The organism is Ferruginibacter sp., from assembly GCF_031430955.1.
Lineage (GTDB): Bacteria > Bacteroidota > Bacteroidia > Chitinophagales > Chitinophagaceae > Ferruginibacter.
In genome coordinates this window covers 1-5,258 of sequence record NZ_JANPCM010000290.1, presented here as the reverse complement: position 1 = coordinate 5,258, position 5,258 = coordinate 1, and the positions used below count along the sequence as shown (strand labels likewise).

General features: G+C 34.8%; 7 protein-coding genes. 4 read left to right on the top strand and 3 right to left on the bottom strand.

The genetic code is table 11. The annotated features are described in order from the left end of the window. Positions 1–348: 348 nt before the first annotated feature. A complete protein-coding gene (locus tag ACY65O_RS08205; RefSeq protein ID WP_462220371.1) occupies positions 349–1,449 on the top strand; it encodes a hypothetical protein in 1,101 nt (366 codons plus the stop codon). Positions 1,450–1,690: 241 nt separating this feature from the next. Here ACY65O_RS08205 and ACY65O_RS08200 read toward each other — a convergent pair whose 3' ends face one another. The 3 genes from ACY65O_RS08200 to ACY65O_RS08190 all read right to left on the bottom strand — a co-directional run bounded on the left by ACY65O_RS08200 (position 1,691) and on the right by ACY65O_RS08190 (position 3,300). After that, positions 1,691–2,182 carry a GNAT family N-acetyltransferase gene (locus ACY65O_RS08200; RefSeq protein WP_462220370.1) on the bottom strand — a complete coding sequence of 164 codons (492 nt, stop codon included), beginning with the start codon at positions 2,180–2,182 and terminating at the stop codon, positions 1,691–1,693. After that, a complete protein-coding gene (locus ACY65O_RS08195; protein ID WP_462220369.1) occupies positions 2,183–2,614 on the bottom strand; it encodes a hypothetical protein in 432 nt (143 codons plus the stop codon). A 122-nt stretch (positions 2,615–2,736) separates the two neighbouring features. Beyond that, the gene (locus ACY65O_RS08190) at positions 2,737–3,300 is read right to left on the bottom strand and encodes an NADPH-dependent FMN reductase (protein ID WP_462220368.1); all 564 of its coding nucleotides are present in this window, start codon (positions 3,298–3,300) and stop codon (positions 2,737–2,739) included. Positions 3,301–3,516: 216 nt separating this feature from the next. On the opposite strand from ACY65O_RS08190, the gene rpmI reads away from it, so the two are divergent. The 3 genes from rpmI to ACY65O_RS08175 all read left to right on the top strand — a co-directional run. Continuing rightward, positions 3,517–3,714: a 50S ribosomal protein L35 gene (gene rpmI, locus ACY65O_RS08185; RefSeq protein WP_462220367.1), complete on the top strand. Its 198-nt coding sequence runs from the start codon at positions 3,517–3,519 to the stop codon at positions 3,712–3,714. Between the two features lie 70 nt (positions 3,715–3,784). Next, entirely contained in the window at positions 3,785–4,129 is a 345-nt protein-coding gene (rplT, locus tag ACY65O_RS08180) for a 50S ribosomal protein L20 (RefSeq protein WP_462220366.1), read from the top strand. 126 nt (positions 4,130–4,255) lie between these two features. Beyond that, positions 4,256–5,258, top strand: a 1,003-nt coding sequence (locus ACY65O_RS08175; protein WP_462220365.1) for a type III PLP-dependent enzyme domain-containing protein, incomplete at its 3' end; no start/stop codon positions are given.

The window sequence follows — 5,258 nt, the reverse complement described above, 5'->3', positions numbered from 1 at the left end:
CTCAGCCAATAGTTTTGAAGGACGGGCCTCGGAAAAAATTGCGTTAAGAAAATTGAGCGGCGAGATGTATAAATGAAATCGCTTACAGTAATGTAACAATTTGCAGCGTAAATAAATTTCAGCAGAGTGTTCATGTGGCGTTGGCGGGATAAAAGGGCGGAGCCATTCTTTTATCCTTGATTTTTTTGTTTCTTTTTTTATCAAGAAAAAAAGAAAAGAGAAAAATTAAAGATGGTTGAGTAAACACCAATAGCGACAATACTTTGTGATACAATTATTTCTTATTTTTATATCATCGCTACTAAATTAAAGCTCACAGTAAAAATTCATTAACGAAAAAGTCTACTAATGACATTTAAAATTTTTAATCTGCTTGCCGTATTATTATTAATTTCAACTGCTGCAAATGCACAAAAAAATAATAAAGGTGCAACAAAAGAAAAAACTAAAGAAGTGCCATTGCAAAAATTTCCTGATAAGGGATTTCCTGAAAATACATTCCCCATAGCAGATATTACTTTAATTCAGGTAGTACCGGATAGCACCCGGCTTGGTTACTTACAAAAAGGGTTGGGTGAAACTAAAGTAACTGCAATTCCGGATATGCCGCTTACAAGTTATTTTCAAAGCTATATTAATAAAAAATACGAAAGCAGTTATAATAAAGATGGGGTACATTTTTTATGGGTTTTAAAAAACGTAAGAATAAATCAACGACCTTTTGAATTTGGGGATAAGGCATACCTTTATTTTAATGCGGATGCCTATATTAGTAAAGATGGTAACAGTTATAATTTTGTGACCGCAGTTGATACACTGCTGATTGAAGGGGATGTAAATTATGATATCAATATGCATTACCGCAATATTAGAAATGCGTTACAACTATTATTGCAAACAACCATTGATAAGGGCCGCAATTTTACAGATACAGCCAATAGCTTTTTAGTTACCCAATTAATAAGCAAAGAACAGCAACGGTTTAACCTACCCATTTATACAGATACTTTATACAAAGAAGGTGCGTATGCCAATTTTAAAGAATTTTTAAATAATAGTCCTTCCATTATTGATTTTAAAACTGTTGTAGCAAATAAAAACAAAACAGTCATTATTGTCAGCGGAAAAGATAGTATACAACCTTGGGGTATTTGCCAAAAAGGCGAGTTATATAAATATCATCAAAGCAACTTAATTGCAATTGAAAAGCAGGCCAACGGATTTGTTATGAGTGATTATGTAAGCGGCATAAACCGTCGCAACCGAAATGTTTTAACAGCAGGCGTTGCTGGAGCATATACCGATATTATTGGTGGTGATATTCTTGGAAGAGCGTTAGCAAGGGCTGCATCAGAAAAACTAATAACTGTTACATCAGTACCCTATATTAAAAAGCATCAGCCAGAAGCATGCACTGTTAATATGGTAACCGGCGAATGGTTTTTTTAATGAGTATTTTTTTTGGTACTTATGTTTCTAAACATATTGATGGGTGTGCTGGAGTTGTAGTATCTAACCTGTCACTTTTTGAATAAATGAATGCTGTTTAATTCAGGTAACAAATTATTTGAGTGTTAAGGCAAATGGCATAAGCATAAGGTAAAAAAAATAATAAAAGACATTTCCAAAAAGAAAAGATTTTTTTTTAGAGGTAGTTCTGTAAGATACTCATCATAGGGGGATGAATATTTTATAAAGACAATTCCATCACATAATCTTTCATAAAATAACCATTGCCAATATCAAAATCGGCGGTTTCAATAACAGTAAAACCTATTTTTTTATAAAAATCTTGTGCAGGATTATCACGTTTCACCTGCAGTTGCAGGGCTTTCGCATTCTGCTGTTTTATTTCTTCAACAATAAAATTAATAATAAACTTACCGGTGCCTTTTCCCTGCTGAGTTGCCAGCACATAAATTTTATTCAACTTCCAAACCTGCGGTTTTGTTTGACTGTAAGATGCGAAAGCTACAGGCTTATTGTCTTCATAAATAATAATGAAAGTACAACCATCAATTTCCATTTGCTTTTGCAGGGAAGTTTCGCTGTAGATGAGCTGCAGCATATATTCAATTTGCTCTTTAGTTAAAAGCTGGGTGTACGTTTGTGGCCAAATAGCAAAAGTAAGTTGCCGTATAAGCGGAATATCTTTAACGGTAGCTTTTCTTATGACGAACATTTATTGAATAACTAATTTTAAATTAGGTGCAAACATTAAGCGGCCCTGTGCATCTTTAACCACCACATCAAAGAAAAATATTTCTTCGCCGGGTTTTAATTGTTCGGTAATTGTTTTTTTCCAAATTTCGGGCAGGGGAGTGGTTTTAAAAACATTGGCCACCATGCTGGTAATGGGTGATACTTTTCCGGTTTCTTCGTTTTCTGTTACTGCACGCCTTTTATACATGCACTGGTAAGAGGAAATGGTGTAAACAGTTTTTTTATCGTCGGTAATGGTTAAGGGCATTGTAACCAGTTGAACCGCTTCATCTACCGAAACTGTTGCAGCAGAATCGGACCGGCTGCCCAACGAACTTTTTAATTTGGGTGGTTTAAATTTTTGTACGGTTATTTCTTTGGGCTTGGTGGCAGGCTTTTGTGCAATAACCATATTTGTAATTATCAAAAAGCAAAATAAAACAGGTATATTTTTAAGCACGGGCATGAGTTTTTTGTAACAACGAATTTACGGACCAAAAAGTATATGAAAAGTTATATTAACATACCCTTGCATCACGGGTTTTTCATCTTGCTTTTGGCTTCAATGCACCACAGCAATTCGTTTATAAAACCTGCGGCTCTTTTATCCGTTGCAGCTTTGTCGGCAGGCGTACCGTTTTCATCAAATGCCTCCCTTACTTTTGGCACGGGGAACATGGCAGGTACCGTCCAGGCCTTTATCTTCCATAAAGAGAATTGTAAGGACGTAATTACCTGTGTACCACCAAAAATACCATCGGATACTGTTGAAATAGCTACCGGTTTTCGGTGCCATTCATCATACAAGAGATCTACCACATTTTTTAAACTTGCCGGGTAACCTCCGTTGTATTCAGGTGTAACAATTAATGCACCATCCGCAGCTTTTATTTTTTCAGCAAATTCAATTACCTCTGAAGTGGGATTTTTTTGTAACCGTAAACGTTCATCAAACAAAGAAAAATTGTATTCTTTTAAATCCAATATTTCGGCAGTAGCCAGGTTATTGGTTTGCAGATAGTTTTTAAAATATAAAGCAACCCTGTGGCTGTTTCTGTCTATTCTTACACTCGATGATATTATGGCGATATGCGGCATTCTATTTTTGTATAAATTTAGTGAAGTATATTACGTTGGAGGTAAGTATATTGATTTGCTAAAAAACTTCTCCTTATTGTGCCATATTCAACATTTCCTCCCTATCTTTGCCGCCCAAAAAAGAACAGTTCTCTTTTTTAAACATTTCCCACAAGGTTCAAAAAGTTTCCAAAATTTTGGAACACCAGCAGGGAGTAACTAAAAACAAGTTATATAATGCCAAAGGTTAAAACCAACAGCAGCGCTAAAAAGCGCTTTAAAGTTACCGGCACCGGTAAAATTACTTTCCAAAAAGCTTTCAAACGTCACATTCTTACAAAAAAAAGTACCAAACGCAAGCGCAACATGCGTAAAGACGGTGTGGTTAGCGATGCTAATATGCACTTTGTAAAAAGACTACTGGGATTGAAATAAGCCCCCCATCCCCTGAAGGGGAGATAAAGCGAAAGGAAAAATAAACTACAAAAATTAAAAAAATTAGAATATGCCACGTTCAGTAAATGCAGTAGCCAGCAGGGCACGCCGCAAAAGAATATTAAAAAAAGCAAAAGGTTTTTACGGCAAGCGTAAAAACGTATATACAGTTGCCAAAAACGTTTTAGAAAAAGGACAAACCTACGCTTATGTAGGCCGTAAACTTAAAAAGAGAGAATACCGTGGTTTATGGATTGCACGTATTAATGCAGCAGTAAGGGCGGAAGGTATTACTTACAGCGAATTCATACACAAATTAGCTACAAAAAATATTGATTTAAACCGTAAAGTTTTGGCCGATTTAGCAATGAACGAGCCTGAAACATTTAAAAAATTAATAGAGTCGGTAAAATAATTATTGGCTCAGCATTTTATTATAACCGGGTGTAAAAAAATTACACCCGGTTTTTTTATTCATAATATTTTCAATGGCCTACATTTGTAAAAAATTTTACTAACCGTAATTAATCCTCAACAGTAAATGGATAATACTTACAACGACCTGGTACAGCAAACCTTTAACTTTCCGCAGGAAGATTTTAAAATTAAGAATGAGTATTTGCAGTACAACGACCTTGACATAAAAGCGCTGATAGATAAATACGGCACCCCATTAAAACTTACTTACCTGCCAAAAATTGGCAAACAAATTAATAAAGCAAAAACAATGTTTGCCAATGCTTTTAAAAGGCATAAGTACGAAGGCAAATACAATTACTGTTACTGTACCAAAAGTTCTCACTTTTCCTTTATTGTAGAAGAAGCATTAAAAAATGATATTCATTTAGAAACTTCTTATGCTTATGATATTGATATTTTTAAAAAACTGTACGCCAAAAAGAAAGTTAATAAAGATACTTATGTTATTTGCAATGGCTATAAACAAAAGCCCTACACCAACCGTATTGCAGGATTGCTGAACAGCGGATTTAAAAATGTAATCCCTGTTTTAGATAATGTAGAAGAATTAAGGGCTTACATTAAATCTGTAAAAGTGCCTTTTAATTTAGGTATTCGTGTGGCGGCTGATGAAGAACCTAACTTTCCTTTTTACACCTCACGTCTGGGCATAAGAGCAAAAGATATTTTAGAATTTTATGTAGATAAGATTGAAGGTAACGAACACCGTTTTCAGTTAAAGATGCTGCACATCTTTTTAAATAAAGGTATTAAAGATGATATTTATTACTGGAGTGAATTAAACAAGGTAATTAATTTGTATTGCCAGTTAAAAAAGATTTGCCCCGAGCTTGATTCTATAAATATTGGTGGAGGCTTTCCAATAAAACATTCGCTGGGTTTTGAGTACGATTACCAGTTTATGATAAATGAAATTGTGCGTAATATTAAAGTGGCCTGTAAAAAAAGTAAAGTGCCGATGCCGCATATTTTTACTGAGTTTGGCAGCTACACGGTAGGAGAGAGCATGGCGCATATTTATAGTGTAGTGGGGCAAAAAGAGCAGAACGACCGGGAAACATGGT

Excerpts from the sequence above, each read along its gene's own strand:
- ACY65O_RS08205 (WP_462220371.1), top strand. The coding sequence starts at position 349 with ATGACATTTAAAATTTTTAATCTGCTTGCCGTATTATTATTAATTTCA.
- ACY65O_RS08200 (WP_462220370.1), bottom strand. The coding sequence starts at position 2,182 with ATGTTCGTCATAAGAAAAGCTACCGTTAAAGATATTCCGCTTATACGG.
- ACY65O_RS08195 (WP_462220369.1), bottom strand. The coding sequence starts at position 2,614 with ATGGTTATTGCACAAAAGCCTGCCACCAAGCCCAAAGAAATAACCGTA.
- ACY65O_RS08190 (WP_462220368.1), bottom strand. The coding sequence starts at position 3,300 with ATGCCGCATATCGCCATAATATCATCGAGTGTAAGAATAGACAGAAAC.
- rpmI (WP_462220367.1), top strand. The coding sequence starts at position 3,517 with ATGCCAAAGGTTAAAACCAACAGCAGCGCTAAAAAGCGCTTTAAAGTT.
- rplT (WP_462220366.1), top strand. The coding sequence starts at position 3,785 with ATGCCACGTTCAGTAAATGCAGTAGCCAGCAGGGCACGCCGCAAAAGA.